This is a genomic window from Treponema sp. OMZ 857 (genome assembly GCF_024181085.1).
In the GTDB taxonomy this organism is placed as follows: domain Bacteria; phylum Spirochaetota; class Spirochaetia; order Treponematales; family Treponemataceae; genus Treponema.
The window spans coordinates 2,112,064-2,132,473 of the sequence record NZ_CP051147.1; the positions used below are offsets into that span (position 1 = coordinate 2,112,064).

19 protein-coding genes and 1 tRNA gene are annotated in these 20,410 nt (G+C 46.2%); 8 read left to right on the forward strand and 12 right to left on the reverse strand.

Annotation, left to right across the window (positions count from 1 at the left end):
* Positions 1-2: 2 nt before the first annotated feature.
* Positions 3-1,460 carry an ABC transporter ATP-binding protein gene (locus tag E4N66_RS09530; RefSeq protein WP_253727833.1) on the forward strand — a complete coding sequence of 486 codons (1,458 nt, stop codon included), beginning with the start codon at positions 3-5 and terminating at the stop codon, positions 1,458-1,460.
* Between the two features lie 34 nt (positions 1,461-1,494).
* On the opposite strand, the gene E4N66_RS09535 is transcribed toward E4N66_RS09530, so the two are convergent.
* From E4N66_RS09535 to E4N66_RS09555, 5 genes are all read right to left on the reverse strand, one after another.
* Positions 1,495-1,836 (reverse strand): BrnA antitoxin family protein, encoded by a 342-nt coding sequence (locus E4N66_RS09535; RefSeq protein ID WP_253727834.1) that lies wholly within the window; start codon positions 1,834-1,836, stop codon positions 1,495-1,497.
* 224 nt (positions 1,837-2,060) lie between these two features.
* On the reverse strand, positions 2,061-2,537 hold the full coding sequence (locus E4N66_RS09540) for a hypothetical protein (protein ID WP_253727835.1): 477 nt from the start codon (positions 2,535-2,537) through the stop codon (positions 2,061-2,063).
* Between the two features lie 21 nt (positions 2,538-2,558).
* A complete protein-coding gene (locus E4N66_RS09545; protein ID WP_253727836.1) occupies positions 2,559-3,206 on the reverse strand; it encodes an RNA polymerase sigma factor in 648 nt (215 codons plus the stop codon).
* A 3-nt stretch (positions 3,207-3,209) separates the two neighbouring features.
* Positions 3,210-3,581: a hypothetical protein gene (locus E4N66_RS09550; protein WP_044013374.1), complete on the reverse strand. Its 372-nt coding sequence runs from the start codon at positions 3,579-3,581 to the stop codon at positions 3,210-3,212.
* Between the two features lie 17 nt (positions 3,582-3,598).
* Positions 3,599-4,081, reverse strand: a complete 483-nt coding sequence (locus E4N66_RS09555) for a flagellar basal body-associated FliL family protein (protein ID WP_253673976.1) — start codon at positions 4,079-4,081, stop codon at positions 3,599-3,601.
* Positions 4,082-4,161: 80 nt separating this feature from the next.
* Between E4N66_RS09555 and E4N66_RS09560 the strand changes: the two genes are divergently transcribed.
* Positions 4,162-4,245: transfer RNA gene (locus tag E4N66_RS09560), tRNA-Leu, on the forward strand.
* A 156-nt stretch (positions 4,246-4,401) separates the two neighbouring features.
* Positions 4,402-6,222 carry a signal peptide peptidase SppA gene (gene sppA, locus E4N66_RS09565; protein ID WP_253727837.1) on the forward strand — a complete coding sequence of 607 codons (1,821 nt, stop codon included), beginning with the start codon at positions 4,402-4,404 and terminating at the stop codon, positions 6,220-6,222.
* 367 nt (positions 6,223-6,589) lie between these two features.
* Here the strand turns inward: sppA and E4N66_RS09570 are convergent, their stop codons facing one another.
* From E4N66_RS09570 to E4N66_RS09590, 5 genes are all read right to left on the reverse strand, one after another.
* Positions 6,590-7,600, reverse strand: a complete 1,011-nt coding sequence (locus E4N66_RS09570; protein ID WP_305880150.1) for an ABC transporter ATP-binding protein — start codon at positions 7,598-7,600, stop codon at positions 6,590-6,592.
* Between the two features lie 14 nt (positions 7,601-7,614).
* The gene (locus E4N66_RS09575; protein WP_253727839.1) at positions 7,615-8,676 is read right to left on the reverse strand and encodes an ABC transporter ATP-binding protein; all 1,062 of its coding nucleotides are present in this window, start codon (positions 8,674-8,676) and stop codon (positions 7,615-7,617) included.
* Positions 8,677-8,678: 2 nt separating this feature from the next.
* Positions 8,679-9,755, reverse strand: a complete 1,077-nt coding sequence (locus E4N66_RS09580) for an ABC transporter permease (RefSeq protein ID WP_044013381.1) — start codon at positions 9,753-9,755, stop codon at positions 8,679-8,681.
* An 8-nt stretch (positions 9,756-9,763) separates the two neighbouring features.
* Complete coding sequence (gene oppB / locus E4N66_RS09585; RefSeq protein WP_044013383.1) at positions 9,764-10,693, reverse strand: oligopeptide ABC transporter permease OppB; 930 nt, start codon at positions 10,691-10,693, stop codon at positions 9,764-9,766.
* Positions 10,694-10,899: 206 nt separating this feature from the next.
* Positions 10,900-12,501, reverse strand: coding sequence for a peptide ABC transporter substrate-binding protein (locus E4N66_RS09590; RefSeq protein ID WP_044013385.1), 1,602 nt, complete (start codon positions 12,499-12,501; stop codon positions 10,900-10,902).
* Between the two features lie 174 nt (positions 12,502-12,675).
* Between E4N66_RS09590 and E4N66_RS09595 the strand changes: the two genes are divergently transcribed.
* The 5 genes from E4N66_RS09595 (at position 12,676) to E4N66_RS09615 (ending at position 17,098) form a co-directional block, all read left to right on the forward strand.
* On the forward strand, positions 12,676-13,581 hold the full coding sequence (locus tag E4N66_RS09595; RefSeq protein ID WP_253727840.1) for an alpha/beta hydrolase: 906 nt from the start codon (positions 12,676-12,678) through the stop codon (positions 13,579-13,581).
* An 8-nt stretch (positions 13,582-13,589) separates the two neighbouring features.
* On the forward strand, positions 13,590-14,834 hold the full coding sequence (locus E4N66_RS09600) for a peptidase U32 family protein (protein ID WP_253729450.1): 1,245 nt from the start codon (positions 13,590-13,592) through the stop codon (positions 14,832-14,834).
* 139 nt (positions 14,835-14,973) lie between these two features.
* A complete protein-coding gene (locus E4N66_RS09605) occupies positions 14,974-15,216 on the forward strand; it encodes a hypothetical protein (RefSeq protein ID WP_253727841.1) in 243 nt (80 codons plus the stop codon).
* The gene (locus E4N66_RS09610) at positions 15,213-15,614 is read left to right on the forward strand and encodes a type II toxin-antitoxin system VapC family toxin (protein WP_253727842.1); all 402 of its coding nucleotides are present in this window, start codon (positions 15,213-15,215) and stop codon (positions 15,612-15,614) included. The genes E4N66_RS09605 and E4N66_RS09610 overlap by 4 nt, the downstream gene beginning before the upstream one ends.
* Positions 15,615-15,904: 290 nt before the next feature.
* On the forward strand, positions 15,905-17,098 hold the full coding sequence (locus E4N66_RS09615) for a ZinT/AdcA family metal-binding protein (RefSeq protein ID WP_044013389.1): 1,194 nt from the start codon (positions 15,905-15,907) through the stop codon (positions 17,096-17,098).
* Positions 17,099-17,231: 133 nt separating this feature from the next.
* Here the strand turns inward: E4N66_RS09615 and recG are convergent, their stop codons facing one another.
* Together recG and E4N66_RS09625 are read right to left on the reverse strand one after the other, a co-directional pair.
* Positions 17,232-19,298, reverse strand: coding sequence for an ATP-dependent DNA helicase RecG (gene recG, locus E4N66_RS09620; RefSeq protein WP_253727843.1), 2,067 nt, complete (start codon positions 19,296-19,298; stop codon positions 17,232-17,234).
* A 108-nt stretch (positions 19,299-19,406) separates the two neighbouring features.
* Positions 19,407-20,402, reverse strand: a complete 996-nt coding sequence (locus E4N66_RS09625) for a glycosyltransferase family 2 protein (RefSeq protein WP_253727844.1) — start codon at positions 20,400-20,402, stop codon at positions 19,407-19,409.
* Positions 20,403-20,410 lie beyond the last annotated feature (8 nt).

Here is a 20,410-nt window from a genome sequence, read left to right on the forward strand (position 1 = left end):
AAATGATTACATTAGATCATATCTACTATTCATATCTGCAATCGTCAAAAGAAAATCTTGATGATATAACGATGGAGATACAAGATGGAGAGGCTGTCGCTTTAATCGGATTGAGCGGATGCGGAAAAACAACGATAACACGAATCCTCAACGGGCTTGCCTATACATTTTTTTCAGGCAAAATGGAAGGCAGTATATCGCTTAACGGCATCGACCCAAGCAAAAAGGAATTATATGAAATAGGGCGGATGATCGGCTCTATTTTTCAAAATCCAAAAAGTCAGTTTTTTGCAGAAGTTGTAGAAGATGAAATTGCATTCGGCTTGGAGAATTACGGCATCGAACGTACCGAAATTGTCAAGCGTATTACCGACTCTCTACGTATGATTAACGGTGAAACGTTACGAACAAGAAATCTGTTTCAGCTTTCAAGCGGCGAAAGACAGAAAGTCGCGATTGCATCAATCAATGCACTTGATCCGCCGGTCTATGTATTTGATGAGCCTTCTGCAAATCTTGATATGGCAAGTGTGGAAGCGCTAAAACGATTAATGGCTTTGTTAAAAAAGAAAGGAAAAACGCTTATCGTTTCCGAACATCGAATCTACTATCTCAAAGATATCATCGATCGGTATTATTACATAGAAGACGGAAAAATTATCCGCTGCTATACAAAGGAAATATTTGAACATTCACCGGTTGAATTTTTTCAGCAGCAGGGCTTACGCTTATATTCCCTTGACTGTATTGAACCGCACGGAAAAACAATATCCGGAACACGGCGCCTGAAAATCGATAACATCTCTTTTTCATACAACAGACAATCGTTACTGAGAAATTTAAGCTATTGTTTTATGAGTGGCACGATATACGGCATCATCGGCGGTAACGGCGCCGGTAAAAGCACCTTCGCAAAAGTACTGAGCGGACTGCTGCGTGAAAAACACGGCAGTATTTATTCGTGCGGAAAAGACAGCTGCAATGACATAAAACTCAACAGCCGTACACGGAGGAAAACGATATACTATTTGTCAAATAACCTTGACAGTAATCTTTTTGAAGTTTCCGCTGCAGAAGAACTGCGGTTAAACGACCCCGCCGCCAACACCGCTGAAATCCTAAAAGACTATTGCTTGGACACCGTTGCGGATGCACATCCGCAAATCCTCTCCGGTGGACAAAAACAACGGCTGGCAATCGCCGCCGCCTCATTATTAAAAAGGGATGTGTACATTTTCGACGAACCGACGAGCGGCTTAGACGGAAAAAATATGCGTCTTATAGCCGATAAAATACGGGAATTGCAAGCACAAGATAAAATCGTTATTGTTATTTCTCACGACTATGAATTTTTAATGGAAATTTGCAGCATCGTGTTACACCTAAACAGAAATTCATTTACGGAATACACTGTTGCAAGCGATAAAGAAAAGATATTGAACATTTTGCAACAGGAATAAGCATTGCCTCGATACTCTGCATCGAAGGTGTTGATTACCCGAACGCATGAGCGCATAAAACGGCATTCATTTTTATCTGATATCCTTTGCCCTGCGCTTTGTACCATTCTAAAACATCGGTATCAACTCTTATATGAATTTCCGTCTTTCTAGATTTGCACCATTCAGGATGAAGTTTCGCATACAGTTCAGGTTTTACCTCTTTGAGCGGGCGGAATTGAGCAAGTTCCTCTTTGGTTTGTTTTGGACATTCAGGGTCGTATTCTGTCTGCTTTGATGGTACTTTAGCGGCAGCTTGGCGGATATTCAATATCTCTTCCTGCGTCAGCGGTGCATTCATAACTTCTTCAAGCGTCATAGTTACGATAGTACTCATCGATTTCCTCCTGTTCTGCCGGGCGAATGGTACGGAACAATCGAAAGAATAGAACAAATCGATGATTTCATTATCACCGCTGTCACCGTATACTGATACTGAAAACATATATAATTCTCATTGTTGTAGACATCAAAATTCCCCGGTTATCTCCGCCATATATATACAAAGGCTTCTCTAGGTTGCAAAACGAATTCTTAAAATCGGCTTACCAGTACTCTGCCTTACATTTGCGGCGTAAATTTTTCGGTAAAAAACACTAAGTTCTTTGCAAGAAATACTGCAGAATAGGTAACAATACTGCCGGCACATAAAAGCGCAAAGGGAATCCAAAAAGAATCGCCGAATTGGCTTAAATCGATTTTACCCATATCGCTAAACGGCAGGAGAATAAATCCGAGTATCAAGAACGTACCGACAGCGAGCCACGGCAGAAATGTTTTGTCTTTTCCCTGGCGGGCGGCAACCGGTGTACTCTGTTTATTCAGCAAGTGTATTGCGTTCATTGTCGCATTCAGCATCCGCTCATCAACTGCAGTAGAGGTATGCACTATTTGCCGCTGAACATTCTCTGCAGCTGCCATCCGGTTAACGGCTTGCCTACACGACGTACAGCATAAAAGGTGCAGCCTGAGTCCGACAGAAAGCGGTTCATGTTTATCGAGTAAAAGATACTGATCTTGAAAAATATCACAATTCATAGAATCTCCATCCATTAATTGCTAATGGGGCACAACAGCCGGATACGAAAAACTCGATCCCCGATGCGTGTATTCAAAGACCGCACGGTCTTCTTTAAGATATTCCCGTAAAATTTTCTTTGCACGGAAGATATGAGATTTAATCGTATTCAACGGCAGTTCGGTAACTGCCGCAATGTCGGTATAGCTCATGTCGTAAAAGAAGTAAAGGTCAATACAAATACGGTAGCTATCGGGTAAATTACTTACCGCCTCACGCACTGACAAGATGATACATTCATTCAAATGTTTTTCTTCGGGATTATCCCCCCGGTACTCAATTTCAGCACCATCTGCAAGTGAGGCATAGCTCCGTCGTTTTTTAACCGAGTTGAGCGCCGTATTATAGGCGATACGCATCAGCCATGTTGCAAACGGCGCTTCCGCCCGAAACGTTCCCAGTGCAGAGTATGCTTTCAGCATCACATCCTGCACAAAGTCCTCACAATCATCGGTGTTGTCAAAAAAGCTCAACCCGAGCATATAGACCCGTTTTTGATATTGCGCCGCCAACACGGCGAAAGCTTGCGTATTGCCGTTTAATACCGCTTTGCACACCTCGTAATCCCGCAGCGTTTGATTAAGCCCTTCTTTTTTATAAATGGCGGCATAATCGGTTGTCGTATTCATCGCCTATCCCTCCGTTTTTCCTTCCGGCAAAGCAGCAGGCTTCCGTACTTCATTATCCCCGCTGCGGCGGGTAATTGCGTAAAAGAGCGTAAGGCTGATGCCAAGCGCTAGCGGAATAAGACCTCCGAGTAAAACATAGCCGATTCCGGCAATAAAATAGAACAAGCCGAATAATACGCAGCCGATAACGGTCAGTATAATACCTAACAGCAAGCAAAAAAGGCGGACATTCACGATAGGACGGATATAGGTATTTGTCTTAATCTGAAGCATAATCTGCCTATGCCGCCATAAAAAATAAAAAAAGACCAAAACGCTGCCCATCACAATCCCGACAATCGGAATAACGGCGATAATAATCTGCACTGCGACCATTTTTATTGCTTCCTTCCTTAATAAAGAATAACGAATTCCTCAAAATAGATATTATGAATCTGTCCCAATACGAGCTGTTTATTTATCCGTTCCATAAGCGCTCGTTTTATATCTTGCGGCAATTCACTGCTGAGCCGATACGCACTTTCGAGCGAGAACCAATCGAGTATGTTTTTTTTCAGCACTTCTTTTTTCGCAACCAATTCTTCCTGAAACGCGGTATCCGATGCCTTATATTCAAGAAAAGGCTTGAGGATAACAGTGATCGGCGGATTATCGGCTGTAACGGCACGAAGCTGACCAAGGTCACCATACAACGCATATTCCTTAGGAGGAATATAGACGGCGCCCGCATTCGATTCTTCATCCTGCCGGCCGGAAGCCCGTTCTTTTGTCTTTTTGACAACAGCGATAACGGTTCCGACTACAATAACCGTAATCAGAATGATGATAATGCCTCGCAACAGTTTAAATAGTTTGTCCGACGGATATACACTCATATTTGTTGAAGTATACCAAAAAAAAGCGATTGACAAAAGCCTCTTTTTATCTATAATGTGTTCATTGCAATGCGTTTTTTGCCCCGGTGGTGGAATTGGTAGACACGCTAGTTTCAGGTACTAGTGCTTTCACGGGCATGGGGGTTCAAGTCCCCCCCAGGGCAGTCCTTTTATCAGATACGGAACGTATACAATAATAGATACCTCCGGATAACCGATGCCCCTTTTCATTCAACCCCGTACCGCATAAGCTTCTTTCACCGATAATACAGTTCTACCGAAATAATTTTTTAGAAAGCGCTATAGCAAAGGAGTTTCCTATGAAAGATAAAAAACGCGGGTTTTTTCATTTGTTCTTTCGCGGTTTGAATCTTATCCGTCTGATTATTATTAATCTCATATTTTTCATTTTGCTTTTTCTATTTATTGCAGGTATTTACAAATACAATGACGGCACGGGGAAACAAAAAAATACCCGCGTTACGGTTTATGCCGACTCCCTTTTATTGATTAATCCGGCAGGACGCCTTACCGAAAAACCGGATGAATTTGTCTGGCGGAATTACCTGCTGTCGGATACAACTTCCGATGCCGTGTTATTATCGGATATTACCGATGCATTACGCCACGCCGCACATGACCGGCGGATAACAGGAGTTTTACTCGATCTTACCGGTCTCTACGGTATTTCCACAGGACATTTTACCGAATTAAAGACGGCATTGCTTGAATACAAGGACTCCAATAAACCGCTCTATGCATTTTCAACAAGCTACGGATTAGGGCGCTATTACATTGCCTCTTTTGCCGACCATATCTACCTTGATCCTATGGGCGAGGTAGACTTATCGGGATTTTACACTGAATCGCTTTTCTACGGCGAAATGGAACATAAACTCGGCGTTCAATGGAATGTTGCCCATGCGGGGGCTTTCAAGTCGATGGCGGAAACTTATTCACGTACCGAAATGTCTACCGGAGTGCGTAACAATAATCTATCCGTACTGAAAGACTTATGGCACACATACTTACAGGATATAGCCGCTAATAGAGCCGCTGACGCAAACCTCTTCGAAACATATACGGTACGATATAACGATGCACTGCGGAAGGTAAACGGAAACAGCGCCCAAGCGGCACTTGATGCAAATCTAATCACCGATATCGGCACGTACGAAGAATGCGGCGTTGAACTCGGTGTATTGGATGAGGAAACATACGACCTTTCTTCACGGGATTTTATCAACTACAACAAATATAATAAGTCTTTTAAAAAGAAAGAAACGGATAATCGGATCGGGGTTATTTATTTAACCGGTTCGATTACGGGAACTACCGGCAATACTGCCGATAATGCGGACAGTCCTACCCTCGTAGATTTATTCGACGAAGCTGCTGATGACGATTCAATTAAAGCAGTAGTATTGCGGATTGATTCGGGCGGCGGAGAAGTGAACGCCTCTGAGGATATACGAAGAAGTTTAGATAGACTGTCCAAAAAAATCGGTAAACCTGTTGTTGTGTCGATGGGTGATATAGCAGCCTCGGGAGCATATTGGATTGCATCTTCCGCCGATTATATTTTTTGCTCGCCATATACCATTACCGGTTCAATCGGTGTCTTTGCCGTTTCACCATCTATCCAAAAGGCTGTACAAGAATACTTCGGAATCCATGTAGATGGAGTCAGTGTTTCCGGCCGTATGCCCTACTCAATTTTCCGCAATCCGACCGATGCAGAAAAAACGCAATCGGAATTGGAAGTTATGCATACATACTCAATCTTTTTAGATACGGTAGCGCAAGGCAGAAATCTCCCGCGTGCAACTGTTGAAGAATTAGCTCAAGGGAAAATTTATTCCGGAACACAGGCGAAGGAGCTGCAGCTCGCTGATGAATTGGGCGGTTTTACCGATGCCGTCAATTATGCCGCGACCAAGGCAGGCATAAAAGAAACGTATTCGTTAAAGGTTTTATATAAAGAGCCGCCCGTAGCCGACGAAATCTTAAAAACGTTGCTCGCAGAAAATGCCCGATTCTACAAAACTGCCGACCTGCAAGTATTGCACGAGCTTTTCGGCCTGCGCTCCAAAAAAGGCTTTTATGTATATACCCCCATCAAAGCGCCGATGGAAGAGTGAAATCAAGCAAACGCATCAGACATTTCATCACTCAATGTACATCCGTGTACATTGAGTGATGGCGAATTTGCTATAAAGCAAATTCGCTGCTGTTTAATTCCCCCGCCATCCATGGCGGATTTGCAAACCCCCGCAGAAGAATGAGACTGTTCAACCAGAATTGAACCTCTTTGCGGTTCAAATGGTCTGACAGCCTATTTATTTTGCGATTCTCATTTATTCCGTCTGATGCGTTTGCTCTGCTAGTCCTGAAAAAAGTGTGCGAAATTTTTTCAAAATTTCGCACAGATAGAAAACACTTAAAGGTTTACCGCCTTAGTCCTTACAGCATTGCAATTTTCAGCTGCTTGCCGAAAACGGCGGCGGCTTATTCGCAGAGGAAGCATGCGACTTGATGGCCGTTCCCTTTGTCTTTCAGCTGCGGGATAGTGTTTTTACAGTGTTCCATACGCTTGGGGCAGCGGTCATAAAAGTAGCAGCCCGTGCGCTGTTCTGTAGGTGAAGGCACATCTCCCGATAAGATAATTCGCTTGCGCTTGCGTTCGATTTCCGGATCCGGGATAGGAGCTGCGGAAAGGAGCGCTTCCGTGTACGGATGCAGCGGCTTTGAGTAGAGCTCTTCGGCATTCGCAATTTCTACGATAACACCAAGGTACATAACCGCAACCCGCGTAGAAATGTACTGAATAACGGCAAGGTCATGTGCAATAAACACATAGGTAAGCCCGAATTCATCCTGCAAATCCTTAAAAAGGTTAAGAATCTGCGCTTGGATGGATACATCGAGCGCGCTGACCGGCTCATCCGCAAGGATTAACTCCGGCTGAAGTGCAAGCGCACGGGCAATACCGATACGCTGCCGCTGTCCGCCTGAAAACTCATGCGGGTACCGGTTGCGGAAAAAGCGGGAAAGTCCGACCTTTTCCATTAACACCTCGACCCTGTCATCAATTTCTTTTTGCGTATACGAAAGGATGCCGCGCTTCGTTAAAATCTGCATCGGCTCTGCGATAATATTTCCTGCCGTCATGCGGGGATTCAGCGATGCATACGGGTCTTGGAATACCATCTGCATATCCTTACGCGCCTGCATCAGCGTATGGTGCGAACAACCGGCGAGCTCCATACCTTTAAACCGGACGGAACCCGATGTCGGCGTATACAGCTGCGCAATGGCGCGCGCTGCGGTTGATTTTCCGCAACCGGACTCCCCGACAAGACCGAGCGTTTCACCCTTTTTCACCGAAAAGCTGATACCGTCCACTGCACGGACAGCACCTTTCTTACGTGAGAAGAGGCTGCCTTCCGCAAACGGAAAATGCATCTTTAAGTCTTTAACGGTCAATAATGCTTCCGATTCGTTATATCTTTCTTCCATAAATCCGCATCCTCCTATTCGTTATTTCCCGCAGATTCTGCTGCAGCATTGTTCGGTACCGTTGCAACCGCTTCCCCTGCCGGCTTCCCCGGCTGATAGAGCCAGCAACTGGTGCGGTGACTAGGGGAAAGGCTATATGAAGCGGGATATTCCGTTTTGCACTGCGGCATCGCTTCGGTACAGCGCGGATAGAACGGACAGCACGGTGGCAAGTCGATAACGTTCGGCGGCTGCCCGCTGATGGAGAATAACCGTCCCGTATTTTTTTTGTCCATCCGCGGTACGGATTTAATCAATCCCCGTGTATAAGGATGTGCAGGATTTGCAAATAATTCATCTACGCCACCCTGTTCTACAATGCGCCCTGCATACATAACACAAACATTGTCGCACATACCGGCGACTAAACCGAGCGAATGGGTAATCATAATAACCGCGGTACCAAGCCGTGCACTCAAATCGCCTATTAAGTCCAAAATCTGCGCCTGAATGGTAACGTCCAGTGCGCTAGTGGGCTCATCGGCAATCAGTACCTCAGGGTCGCAGCTTAATCCCATCGCAATCATAACGCGCTGCCGCATACCGCCCGAGAACTGGTGCGGATAGCAGTCTACTCGCTTTTCCGCCGCGGGGATACCGACAAGCTTGAGCATTTCAATTGCTCGATCACGCGCATCTTTTTTCGATAAGCCCTGATGCAGCCGGATTGTTTCTATCATCTGCGTCGAGATTCTTAAAAAGGGATTAAGGCTGGTCATCGGGTCTTGGAAGATCATCGAGATTTTATTTCCCCGAAGCTGTCTAATCTCATTTTTATCCATCTTGAGCACATCTTTGCCGCCGAACCACACCTCGCCTCCGATGATTTTACCCGGAGGATTGGGAATAAGGTTCATAACCGCTAAATTGGTTACGCTCTTACCCGAACCGGACTCACCGACAATCGCCAGCATTTCGCGTTTATGCAAATCGAAAGAAACGCCGTCAACAGCCTTGACGATACCTGCATCGGTCCAAAACCATGCTTGTAAATTTTTAACCTGTAAGATTTTCTCGTCTGATTTTTGATTATTCATCGTTACACCCTGTTTTTACTCTGAGGATCGAAGGCATCGCGGAGGCCGTCGCCGAGAAAGTTCATTGCAAATAAGAAAACCGTCATTGCGATTGCCGGAACCAACAACTGCCACGGATAGAGCGTCATTACGTTTACTCCGTCGGATACAAGCGACCCCCATGAAGCCTGAGGTGCGGAAACACCGAGTCCTAAGAACGAAAGGAAACTCTCGTTCATAATAAAGCCCGGAATAGAAAGAGTTGAGTAAATGATGATAATACCGAGCGTATTCGGTAAAATGTGCCGGAAGATAATACGCGGCGTAGAAGCACCCATTGAACGGGCGGCTTCGACAAACTCGGCATTCTTTAAACTGATAACCTGCCCGCGCACGACGCGTGCGATGGTCAGCCACGAAACAAGTGCAATCGCAACAAACAAGATAATAATGCTCTGTCCCAAGATCGCCATCATAATGATAACAACGAGCATGTACGGCAAACCGTACATAATATCGACAAAGCGCATCAATACGTTATCGAGCCAGCCGCCGAAATAACCGCTGACCGCGCCGACCAGTACGCCGATAAATAACGAAGTAATCGTGCCGATCAAACCGATCATGATCGAAATGCGGCCGCCGTATACGACTCGGGCAAACACATCTCGCCCGAGCGCATCGGTGCCCAAAAGATAGCGGCGGTTGTGTACCGGGTTATTCGTTACCTCCCGCTCTAAAGCGGCGAGCTCTTCTTTTTGTTTTTCCGAAAGATCAGCCCTACCTTCTTTTTTTGCCGTACGCATCATATCCGCACGACGCATTTTGAGCATCAGATTACCTGCCGTACGAAAAGAGGGCGGCAGATTCTGATGGATAATTGTCTGCTCGGAATAGGAGTAAATAGGCAGCAACGGGGCCAACAGCGAAATTGCAGCATAAAATGCTACAATAAAAAGGCCGCCGATTGCCATTTTATTTTTTTTAAGCCGCCTCCATGCATCATCCCATAAGGAGACCGGCTTCATCGACTGGTTGAATTCATTCACTTGCCCGTTATCTTCAGTACGGTTTTCGGTATCTATTTGCTTAGTATCCATCTTCAGCCTCACTTATATGAAATGCGGGGGTCGATAACCGCATAGAGAATATCAACAACAAAATTCATCAAAATCAAAATAACGGAATACATAATCACCGTTCCCATGATCAGCGTATAGTCGCGGTTGAGAGCGGATTGAACAAAGAAGGTACCAAGCCCGGGAACCAAGAATATTTTTTCGATAACAACAGAGCCGGTGATAATACCTGCAAAAGCAGGGCCGAGATAGCTGATAACCGGCAACAGAGCACCCTTTAACGCGTGTTTAAACAGCACAACCGGATATGAAAGTCCTTTTGCATACGCAGTACGGATATAATCCGAACGCAGTACTTCCAAAATACTGGCACGAGAAAGACGCGCAATGTATGCAAAATACGGCAACGACAATGCAAGTGCCGGCATAATAATCGTTTTAAGCCCATGCCGTCCGGTAATCCAACCGGAGGTCGGCAGCCATTTTAATTTTACTGCAAAAAGAAGCATTAACAGCGGGCCGACAACAAATAACGGTACCGAAATTCCGATAACGGCAATAGACATCGATGCGTAATCGGCAATCGAATTTCGCTTTACCGCAGAAACAAGCCCTACAAGCAAACCGAAAAAGAGAGCAGCACAGAGGGAGGTGATACCGAGAATAAGCGAATTCGGCATGGTATTTCCGATTAAATCGTTGACGGTATAATCTTTATATCTGAAAGACGGACCGAGATCCCCTCGCAGCATATTACCCAGATACCGCGTATACTGCTTAAAAAGCGGCTCGTCCAAATGATACTCACGATTGATATTTGCAAGCACCTCAGGCGGTAAATTCCGTTCACTGGAAAAAGGTCCCCCGGGCGCTACCTTCATTATGAAAAAACTGAATGTTACAATTAAAAAAAGCGTCGGCACTAAACTAATTAACCGGCGTATAACAAATCGGATCATGCTTCCCCCAATAGTGTTAACATCTTCCGGGCATCTCTAAAAACGGGAGTCTTTAGAGCTTTCCTTCTAAAAAAGAAGCTCCGCAGGCAGCAAACCCGCAGAGCTTGTATGCCTCCTTGTCCGTTTTAGGATTGTTCGGTGGCATATGCCTATTCGGCGGTTGTAAGATTTTGGAAAAACAGAAATGCTTTCCAAAATTATCTTCTTTATTTTACTTTCTTCAGACCAACGTAGGGGTGGATGTCCTGCGGATTGTTATACCAACCTTCCCACTTTGTCGTATCGATGATGTTCTGGCTGACATACGAATACATCGGCAGTAAAGCCTGATCTTGTTCCAACAGGATTGTTTCTGCATCATGCAGTACCTGGAAGCGCTCCGCGCCACCTTTCATTGTGGCAGCTTTGCGGATTAATGCATCATATTCGGCATTGCCATATTGTCCGTTATTATTGCTGCCGTCAGTTAAGAAAAGTTCCAAGAAAGTATTAGGATCCTGATAGTCACCTGTCCATCCTGCACGAGTTATATCAAAATCATGCTGGTTACGCTTGTCGATATAGGTTTTCCATTCATAGTTTTGGATCTTAACCTCAACACCAAGATTTCGCTTCCATGATTCCTGAACATATTCTGCAATCATTTTATGACCTTCCAGCGTATTGTAAATAACCGTCAATGAGGGGAAGCCTTTTCCATCGGGATATCCTGCTTCTGCAAGCAGTTTCTTTCCGAGTTCGGGATCATAGCCTGCGCCTTGCCCCGGTGTATAACCTGCCATCGGGGGAACCATCGAGCGGGTTGCTACCTGACCGGCTTTTGTTACCTTCTCTACCAACTCCTGCCGATCCAGCGCCAGTGTCAAAGCTTTACGTACACGGGCATCCTGGAGCGGACCGCGCTTTACGTTAAAGATGTAGTAATAGGTAGAAAGCTGCGGAGCAACCTGATAGTCGGGCAGCTGCTTTACTTCGTCGATACGGGGTACCGGAATACCGGTATTCCAGTCAAGCTCTCCTGCCTTATACTTTTCGTAAGACGTATTGCTGTCTTCGATTGGCAAGAACGTTATACGAGAAAGATGCACGTTCTCTTTGTTCCAGTATTTGTCGTTCGGTACAACGGTAATTTTTTCCTGCGGGACCCATGTTTCAAGCACAAAGGGACCGTTTCCCACAAAGTTGCCGGGCTTAATCCAGTCATTACCGAATTTTTCAATTGTGTGCATCGGCATAGGATTAAAGGCATAATGTGCTAACATATCAATAACATAGGGTGCGGGGCCGGTCAGCTGTACTTCGAAGGTTTTATCATCGACAGCCTTAATTGCAACAGCGGAAGCATCTGCCTTACCGGTATTATACTCCTCAGCTCCTTTTACAACCATGTTGATCATAAATACATACTGAGAGCCTGTTTCCGGTGCCAGCATACGCAGCCATGAATCGACAAATGTCTTTGCGGTGATCGGTGTTCCGTCACTCCACTGTGCATTCCGTAAGTGGAAGGTATAGGTCATACCGTCTTCGCTGATATCCCATGATTCCGCAACGCCCGGTACTGCAGTACTGGTTTTCGGATCATAGCCTACCAAACCTTCAAACAATGCCATATTGATGCGGTGCTCGGGTACGCCCTGAATTTTTGCGGGATCCAAGCTCTGCGGCTCAGCGCCATTACCGAGAATAAATTCGGCTGCAGCGTTATTGGCTGCTGATCCCTTTTCACCGCTCTGCCCACCGCAGCTTGCCAAAATCAGCGCTGCGCCTACCAAAGCAGTTAATAAGCATATCATCTTGTGCTTCATACTCTACTTCTCCTTTTAAGTTATAGTGAGTGATATTATTTGATTATACATAATCTTATCATTGTATCAAGTATATTTATACAATAATTCTGAAAAAACCGTATATTTTTGCATTTTTTTTCAGAATTGCTCTATAGACTAGCATTATCAAGGAAGATTTTGTATACTACTGCGATGGATGGGACAAATTCACTACGGAAAATACAAAAAGTATTTAAAAAGACCTTGTATTCCCCTAAAGTACCGTTAAGTACTATTCGGGAGGAATATGATTCCTTTTTTTATTCGCCGTATCTGCCGAACAATACGGACATAACGCGCGACACAATCGGTTCGGTGCCGGTAGAAATATTGAAACCCGAAGTTGCGGCGGCAAACCGTGTCATTCTCTATGCTCACGGGGGCTCCTTTGTAAATGGGTCGTGCAAGGCTTCACGCAATTTTTGTGCTTCGTTTGCTCATGAATGCGCGTGCAAATTATTTTTGCCGGAGTACCGCCGCGCGCCGGAATATCCTTTTCCTGCCGGCCTGGAGGATATCTTTATTACCTATCGAGAAATACTGAAAAAATACGATTTTCCTCCGGAATCGGTCGTTATTGCAGGAGATGAGGCGGGAGCAAATTTGGCAGTCGCACTTGTTCACTATTTAAAACAGAAAAAGCTCCCCCAACCTGCTGCGCTCGTACTCATTTCGCCGTGGCTGGATGTTTCATGCTCAAACGAAGAAATGCATACGTTACAAAAGTCCGATAAATTTTTGATGAAAGAATCATTTCAGGCAGTGGCCGGACGCTATACTGCAGCTGACAATTTTCAGAACCCGCTGGTATCTCCGCTTTACGGTTCCTTTGCAGGTTTCCCTCCGATATTTATTCAGTGCGGCGGTAAGGAAATTCTCTTAGCAGATGCAAAGGCTCTCACACAGAAGATTGAAGCGGCCGGCGGACAGGTGCAGTTAGATATATGGCCTGAGATGTGGCATTTCTTTCAGGCGATGGATGCACAGGCAAAAGAAGCTCACTTAGCAGTAGAAAAAATGGGACAATGGGTGCAGTCTCTTTTTATTGAGGAAGAATGATCAACATGATGGAATTGGTAGCCCCTGCCGGCAATCTGGAAAAACTGCACTACGCGTGGGAATACGGAGCGGATGCCGCCTATATCGGCCTCAAAAATTTTTCCTTGCGGGTAAAAGCAGATAATTTTTTTACCGACGAATACAAAACTATCAGCGCACTGAAAGAGCACTATGCAAAACAGGGAAAACCCAAGAAGCTGCTCTGTGCACTGAATATTTCTTTTCATAATGAGGATATTAAGGCCTTTTTGGCAGAAGCCGATTATTTTAGGCTCTACCCTATCGACGCCTTTATTATTCAGGATATCGGAATGGTTTCCGTATTACGCAAACATTTTCCCGATACACCGATCAACCTCAGCACACAGGCAAACTGTATCAATTATGAAGCGGTGCGGGTATACCGCGACTTGGGATTTAAACGCGTGGTACTCGGTAGAGAGGCCTCGCTTGCCGATATTGCCGAAATAAAAGCGCACGTACCGGAGATGGAGCTTGAATGCTTTGTGCACGGTGCAATGTGCATTGCGTATTCGGGGCGATGTCTTATCAGCGCATACCTTACCGGCCGCAGCGCGAATGCAGGAGCCTGCACCCACTCCTGCCGGTGGGACTATTCGCTTGCCGTTGAAGAAAAAGAGCGCCCGGGAGAATACTTTCCCGTAGAAGAGGGCGACGGCTATACGGCGCTGTTTTCGTCTAAAGACCTCTGCATGATAGACTACCTGACCGACTTGAAAAAGGCAGGGGCAGATGCGCTTAAAATAGAAGGAAGAATGAAAAGCCTCTATTATACAGCGCTCGTTACCCGCGCCTACCGGAAACGGATCGACGCCTTATTCGGCAAAATCTCCCCGGCCGAAGCTGAGCCCTTTGTGAAAGAGCTGTACAATACGGCGCACCGTGCGTTCGGTACCGGCTTTTATTTTTCAAAGGATGATGCCAATAAAACAACCCGCGGGGAATCCAAGTCGCCGTATAGCATGGCCGGTACCATCGGGAAAGAACTCGGCGGCAACCGCTACGAATTCATATCCATGAATAAGATTACCACAGATATGCCGCTTGAATATATCGGCCCCGACATCTGCGCAATCGAAGACTGCAATTACACCCTGCTCGACCCCGAAACCGGCGCTACCCGCGACTGGGTATGCCACGGACATCCCTGCATTATCGAAACGAACGTACCGCTGCGCAGCGGTTTTATTGTGCGTACGAAAAACCGTGAAAATTCGGAAACAACCGCATAGGCCTTATAGATTATGTTTTTTATACAGCTTAAATCAAAGTACTAGACGTCTGTAGATAAAAAAACTACACTGAACACCTAGTATACGAGAAGTCAATCGAAAGTTGATACTTTCTTCTTGGCTTTTTATAGGAGATACTATGCCTACTATTCAAGTACGGAATATACCGAATGATATGTATATGCAAATACAATATCTGGCAGCACAAGAACAACGGTCGATTGCAGAACAAACAATAATTCTCTTAAAAGAAAGCTTGAACAACAGTAATCGCAATAAAAGCAGACGTAGAATGGTATTAAAGAAAATGGAAGACCTCACTATCCCTGATGTCTTGATACCGGATCCTGTAACATTACTGCGTGAGGATAGAGAACGATGAATATAGTGCTTGATGCCAGTGCTGCTATTGAAATGGCATTAAATATGAAGCATGCATCTTTGTTTAAAGAAATATGTACAAATGCTGAATGTATTTTTGCACCGGATATTTATCCATCAGAAATTACAAATGTTTTCTGGAAATATAGAAACTTTTCTTCTTTGGATACAACAATATGCGAAAAAGGTATAGAATATTGCATCGAGTTGATAGACGATTTTATTAATACGAAAATATTATGTAACAGAGTCTATAAAGAATCAGTCAAATACCGGCATCCTGTTTATGATATGTTTTATCTTATTACTGCACAAAAATACAGCGCACAATTATTAACGTGTGACAAAAAGTTAGCAAAAATAAGTGCCGAGATGAATATCGAAGTTATTAGTTATTAGCCTGTTAGAAACGGTTGACATTTTAACTAAAGCTTGTTACTATAAGCATACATTATACAGCTATGAATCAGCTATGTGTGTAGTAGATGGTATTCCTCCCAAAAATAAGTGTTAGAGCGGTCTTATAAGTCCCCATAAGGCCGCTCTTTTTTTATTCGGCGGTATTTGTGTCTTCCTGCCGATTTAATACCATGGCGCTCTGCATCGGGATTATGGATTATACAATCTGTCAGCAGTAGTTGACATTTTTTACGATTTTTGTAAGTATAGGCAAACATTAGGAGGTTTAGATGTTATCTAAAAAACATATCGTATACGGAGCGGCGGTATTGCTGCTTGCCGTATTTTTTACCGGATGTAAATCGACATCCGCAGCTGCAAAGCTCGAAGCGGGAAATGAACTTTCTGCGTGGAAGGGCGAATGGCAATCCTTTAGTGCGATTTCCGGCGCGACTCAGCTGAACGACGCATATAGAACGCAAGCGGAAAAGATGCCGTACTATACCGAAGACGGATTAAAGGCAGCAGTTTCCAATATGTTTGCAACACCGATTGCAAAAGTCAAGTTTGACGGTTCTAATACCGTATTGTTTACCGTAATGGACAAAGACGGTAATGAAAAACAAATTCCGTGCGAATACCGTTATACCGGAATGAAACCCATGCAAGGGTTTGAAGGCCATTCATGGTATGCATTTGAAGCGATCAAACCGGTACAAGGCTTAGCGGAAGCGCAATATTTTATTATCGTACCTCCGCATCGAGATTCCGAAGACAGCTTATTGCACTGGCACGCACGGTTCGGCAGCAGAGACATTAAGTCACTGGTAGAAAGCGATCCGCTCTGGTGGCCGACCTACGCCGATACGGCAGTCTCGAACGAAAACCTGTTAAAAGAAATGACCGATACGATTAAGGAAGTTGCGGAGATGTTGCCGAAAGCTCCTCTTATGCCGTATACGGGTAAATGGATCAACACTGCACTGATCTATGACGATCCGCGTCCCGCCGTTCAGGCAGCGTACGCAAAGCTCATTAAAGAATTTTCCGGAAAGAAAGACGGCAGCGACTTTACCAAAGAAGAAATCATTAAGATGGCAAAGAAAAGCTACGGTACTGCTTCCGATTTTACACACCTTGAATTCGTTACCGGAAACGATAAAAACGAAATGGTTGTATGGAAAGGTATGACCGAACTTTCGAGAGTTGCTTACAGCCGTGACGGCGCTAATAAACTGCGCGCTACGGCAAATGCATTTGTTGCATCCGACCGGCAAAAAGCGGGAAAATTCGCCTTTTTATCGATGACGACACCGCACGGCAGTCCCGCGCACATGCATGTATGGTACGGTATGAAGCCGAGCGAAATCGAAAAGACGGACGGTAAAAAGCCGACCTGTATTCCGGCAGACAGCTCTGAAGAACTGGTCGCAAAGCGCGTACTCGATACATGTCGTAAGCTTTTAAGAGAGGCGACAAAATAGCCTAATGAAGAGTAGGAATTTATTTCTCCCAAAATAAGTTTTTGAGCGGTCTTATATATCCCTATAAGGCCGCTCTTTTTTTATTCTGCGGTATCCGCTGTAAACCTGTTCGACAATGCGGTTATCGAACAGGTCAAGTATTTGAGTTTTCCCGTTGAGTTAATCCGCGCTGCGCGGCAAGCATCTCAAAGGCGGCGATGCGGGCTTTTTCCAATAGCGCAAAGTCGCGGATGGGATCGGCAAGTTCAAAACCGCAATAGCCGGACTGCTCAACGCCGCCGATGTCTCCCGGCCCCCGCAGCTTTAAATCTTCTTCCGCAATGACAAACCCGTCAGCCGTGCTTGCCATCACCTTGAGCCGCGCCATACCGGTTTCGGTGATATTTTTCCCATAGAGTAAAAAGCAATAGGATTGCTCGCTGCCCCGCCCGATCCTACCCCGCAGCTGATGCAGCGCCGAAAGGCCGAAGCGGTCGGCGTGTTCGATGACCATACAGGTGGCGTTCGGCACATCGACGCCGACTTCAATAACGCTGGTAGCCACAAGGATGTGAATAGCTCCTGCTCGGAACTCCTGCATAATAGCCCGCGCTTCGTCCTCCGGCACCTTGGAATGCAGGAGCGCAAGCCGGTGATGGGGAAAATCCCGCGTCAGCTCCGCGAACATATCTTCCGCCGATTTAAGGCTGAGCGTCTCCGAATCTTCGATAATCGGGTACACAAAATAGGCTTGCTTTCCGGCAAGGATATCCTGCCCGATAAAATAATACACTTTTTCGGCCTTGCTTTCGGGGGCAACATAGGTAATCACCGGCTTGCGCCCGGGAGGCATCGTTTTGATAACAGAAATGTCGAGGTCGCCGAACATCGACAGCGCAAGCGTCCGCGGTATGGGCGTCGCACTCATCATCAAAAAATGCGGAGCCTTTTTTCCGCTGTCGATACCTTTTTGGATAATTGCAGAGCGCTGGAGTACACCGAAGCGATGCTGTTCGTCGATAACAACCATACGCAGGTTTTTATACAGCGTCTGGGCGGAAAAAAGGGCGTGCGTACCGATGATGAGGTCGATATTACCGGAAGCAAGCTGCTGTAACAGCTGAGAGCGTCCCGCCGCCTTGAGGTTGCCGGTTAAAAAAGCAAGCCGCACGCCGAGCGGTTCCAAAAGCTTTGCCGCATTATCGGCGTGCTGCCGTGCCAGCAGCTCAGTCGGCGCCATCAGCGCCGCCTGTCCGCCGCCCTCTATCACTTTTAAGCAGGCTAAAAACGCAACGAGGGTTTTGCCCGAACCGACATCACCTTGAATAAGGCGGGCGGCGGGCGCCGTTCCATCGAGGTCGGCGTTAATCTCCGCGGTAACGGCTTGCTGGTCTGCGGTAAGCGTAAACGGCAGACGCGAGAGTAGCTCCTTTTGCAGCGGACTGTATGTGCACTGCAGCGCCGCCGGTTGAGCCGTACCTTCCGAAGCGTCATCCCGCACCGCCGTACGCGGCAGCACACCGCGCCGCTCAAGCGCACGCATACCGACAGCTGCCTCGTACAGGAAGAACTCCTCAAAGATGAGCGCGGTACGGGCGTTTTCCGCCTCCTGCATGGAAGAGGGGCGGTGCATTGCAAACAACACGGTTCTTTTATCGGGATAGCCGTATTTATTTAATACATCGGCGGGAAGTTCGGAGTCGATGCTCCGCGCATACGAATTAAGCGCCTGCTCGATGAGCTTGCGCAGCTTTGTCTGCGTAAGCCCCTGCGTTAGCGGATACACCGGCAAAATACGGCGCTCCGCCGTATCGTATTGTTCTATATCAAACGAACTCGATTGGATAGCCCCGTATTTAACGGAAAAACTTCCGTAGACCAACGCCTTTGTACCTTCGGGAAACGATTTCTCTAAAAAAGGCCGATTAAAGCACGCAAGCTCGCCGCGGGTTCCTTCGGAATCGCAGACAATCAACTTGAGCGTTTTCATACGCCCGTAGCCGAACCATTGCTGATCCATAATCGTTACCGGAACATTCAATTTATGAAACGCATTCCATTCGCTGAGCGTATTATACCTGCTGCGGTCTTCCCATGCGCGCGGCCAGAGCCGTAGTAGATCACCGACCGTCGAGATCCCCAGCCGGTTCAGTTGTTCAACAGTTGTTTTCCCCGCCCCATACAAATTTGACACGGGTGTTTGAATTTCTCCAATCAGCATAGGGGCAGTATACCACAAGAAAAAGCCTTACGGCGAGATGTTTCGCCACATGACGAAGCAAATACATCGGAGTGTTTTTAATAGCTCCTGCAAAACGAACCAAAATTCTTAATTACGTACCCCTATTCCCCACCATTCATCGAGCATTGCTCGCGCTTCTTCCTGTAATACAGGAGTAACGCAGACTTCCAGCTGTTTGAGGTTATCGGTACGGTATGTGCGTCCGAGGGCTTTGACTGCTTTGCGTATTTCGCTGCCGATGGAGGGGTGGTCATCCAAATAAGAAAGGATAATGGTAAACACCGAAGCAGCGGAGCATACTTTTTCCCATTCGGCAAGGTCGGAGATTTCTTTGCGGGAAGTAACGCCGGTGTTGATGCAGTAATTGTAGACAATATCGGGAATACCTCGATATTTATCCGCATATAAGGCAATAAAAAAGTAGGTAAGAACGTCTTCCGCCATAGTGCAATAGGTAAAGGGAATGGCTGCGTAGGCCTTTTGAACAAGATTAGTTTTAAAAAGTTTGCCCCACAAAAAGTCCGAATAGAGGCGTTTTATCAGAAATCCGTGCATAATTGCATCGCCATGTAAAACACCCTCGTATACGTTTTGAGCTCTTCGTACAAAAACGGCAACACGTGCTTCCGGTTCCCCTTCCGTACCGAATACCGCTGCCTTTCCATGCACAATATCCGCACCGGAGGTACAGGCTGCATCGTACAAGATGCGGAGAGCCGCGGGCGGCAGCTCATCATCGGAGTCGGCAAAGGCGATGTATTCCCCCGATGCAGCATTCACTGCTGTCCGGCGTGCTTCCACCAGCCCAAGGTTTTTTCCGTGTTCTAAAAACACGAACGGCAGCCCCTGCGCGTTAAACCGCTTTGCGTATATTTTAACAATACTCCGCAGTTCTTTTGTGCCGGGGCTGCCGTCGTTGACAATAATAGTTTCAAACAGCGGTGCATCCGCCTGTTGTAGCACTGTGTCTAAAAACCGCCCGACCAGCCCCTCCGTCCCGTACACCGGAACGCAGAGGCTGACAAGCAGCTTGTGCTGCGCTGCACGCCCGAAGCGCACTGCGCAGCGTTGGCGAAAAGTCATCTTACGGG

Coding starts and splice junctions, on each gene's coding strand:
- E4N66_RS09550 (WP_044013374.1), bottom strand. CDS start 3,581: ATGGTCGCAGTGCAGATTATTATCGCCGTTATTCCGATTGTCGGGATT.
- E4N66_RS09570 (WP_305880150.1), bottom strand. CDS start 7,600: ATGGAAGAAAGATATAACGAATCGGAAGCATTATTGACCGTTAAAGAC.
- E4N66_RS09590 (WP_044013385.1), bottom strand. CDS start 12,501: ATGAAGCACAAGATGATATGCTTATTAACTGCTTTGGTAGGCGCAGCG.
- E4N66_RS09600 (WP_253729450.1), top strand. CDS start 13,590: ATGGAATTGGTAGCCCCTGCCGGCAATCTGGAAAAACTGCACTACGCG.
- sppA (WP_253727837.1), top strand. CDS start 4,402: ATGAAAGATAAAAAACGCGGGTTTTTTCATTTGTTCTTTCGCGGTTTG.
- E4N66_RS09625 (WP_253727844.1), bottom strand. CDS start 20,402: ATGACTTTTCGCCAACGCTGCGCAGTGCGCTTCGGGCGTGCAGCGCAG.
- E4N66_RS09545 (WP_253727836.1), bottom strand. CDS start 3,206: ATGAATACGACAACCGATTATGCCGCCATTTATAAAAAAGAAGGGCTT.
- E4N66_RS09610 (WP_253727842.1), top strand. CDS start 15,213: ATGAATATAGTGCTTGATGCCAGTGCTGCTATTGAAATGGCATTAAAT.
- E4N66_RS09605 (WP_253727841.1), top strand. CDS start 14,974: ATGCCTACTATTCAAGTACGGAATATACCGAATGATATGTATATGCAA.
- E4N66_RS09595 (WP_253727840.1), top strand. CDS start 12,676: ATGGATGGGACAAATTCACTACGGAAAATACAAAAAGTATTTAAAAAG.
- recG (WP_253727843.1), bottom strand. CDS start 19,298: ATGCTGATTGGAGAAATTCAAACACCCGTGTCAAATTTGTATGGGGCG.
- E4N66_RS09580 (WP_044013381.1), bottom strand. CDS start 9,755: ATGGATACTAAGCAAATAGATACCGAAAACCGTACTGAAGATAACGGG.
- E4N66_RS09535 (WP_253727834.1), bottom strand. CDS start 1,836: ATGAGTACTATCGTAACTATGACGCTTGAAGAAGTTATGAATGCACCG.
- E4N66_RS09530 (WP_253727833.1), top strand. CDS start 3: ATGATTACATTAGATCATATCTACTATTCATATCTGCAATCGTCAAAA.
- oppB (WP_044013383.1), bottom strand. CDS start 10,693: ATGATCCGATTTGTTATACGCCGGTTAATTAGTTTAGTGCCGACGCTT.
- E4N66_RS09555 (WP_253673976.1), bottom strand. CDS start 4,081: ATGAGTGTATATCCGTCGGACAAACTATTTAAACTGTTGCGAGGCATT.
- E4N66_RS09615 (WP_044013389.1), top strand. CDS start 15,905: ATGTTATCTAAAAAACATATCGTATACGGAGCGGCGGTATTGCTGCTT.
- E4N66_RS09575 (WP_253727839.1), bottom strand. CDS start 8,676: ATGAATAATCAAAAATCAGACGAGAAAATCTTACAGGTTAAAAATTTA.
- E4N66_RS09540 (WP_253727835.1), bottom strand. CDS start 2,537: ATGAATTGTGATATTTTTCAAGATCAGTATCTTTTACTCGATAAACAT.